General features: G+C 28.1%; 1 pseudogene. It reads right to left on the bottom strand.

The features are described from left to right. Positions 1-483: 483 nt before the first annotated feature. Positions 484-579: pseudogene (locus tag BU804_RS17545) on the bottom strand (transposase); the annotation flags it as partial. Positions 580-1009 lie beyond the last annotated feature (430 nt).

Below are 1009 nucleotides of genomic sequence, written 5' to 3'. Positions count from 1 at the left end.
AGATAATTAAAGAATAAGTTGAGGAAGCTCTGAAAAATTGTTTTACACAGCAAACCAATTCGTTCAGAAAATTTTAAATAATTGTTTGATCGAAAATAAGAATGGGTATCTGCGTTAACGAGGAGATTACTAGGATTAACTCTTGGATTATGGATATTCAAAATTACCTTCCAAATTAGTTAAATAATTTTTAAATTATCTATATATATTTTTGAAAATTATAATATGTAAATAAATATCATGGCAATAGTAATGAAATAAAACAGGTAGTTAAATAAATAGAAAATATTTTTATCAATTAAAAATTACTAGGTTTTAAATTCAAAATTTTTAAACTTTGTTATAAAGTTTGCTCAAATTTGTTAAGGTGGAATTTTAGTTTTTATGCAGCCATTCACAGTAGACAAAGTTGTTCTGCTAAGCTCACTAACGACTTTTTTTAAGATGACGTGTACGAGTGGCAACCTCGACTCATATTAATTAAAAATTCCTGGTGTTTCTCCAGCGTGTCTGTTTAATTTGAAAAATATTTTTTAATAGATCATTTGCCGTTTCAATGATAGCTCGCTTTCTAAGAAGGTTTTATCTGTCAACTTCCTTACTTCCTACTTCTTATCCGATTTTATAGTTGTCAGTATTTAAAAAAATTCTCTTTGCAAATTCTGCCGAAATATCCCTCGTCAACAAATAGCTTTCCAAAAATTCTTTTCGATTTAGCGCATTTTAACTCCTTAGCAGACCCACTCCATTTAAACCTGTATGGGTGCAAATACTTTCAATAATTATTAGTTGTTTTGAAAAAGTTAATAACCTGAATTTTGGATTTATCCCTTTGATAATGAATAAGAAGAATAAAATTTAAATGACAAAAGACCTCTGCATCATTTAAAACATTTGTTTCCCCAAACTAATGTTTAATATGCATGAGAGGTCAAAATGGATTTAATCAAATGATATTGTAGTGTGGATGATTTTTGGAAGTCTTTTGAGCAGAAATGGAATAAACAGT

Origin of the sequence: Candidatus Protochlamydia sp. W-9, from assembly GCF_001950615.1 — a bacterium.
Lineage (GTDB): Bacteria > Chlamydiota > Chlamydiia > Chlamydiales > Parachlamydiaceae > Protochlamydia > Protochlamydia amoebophila.
Note: the sequence above shows the minus strand (reverse complement) of the source record. Positions and strands in the feature narration are given on the sequence as shown.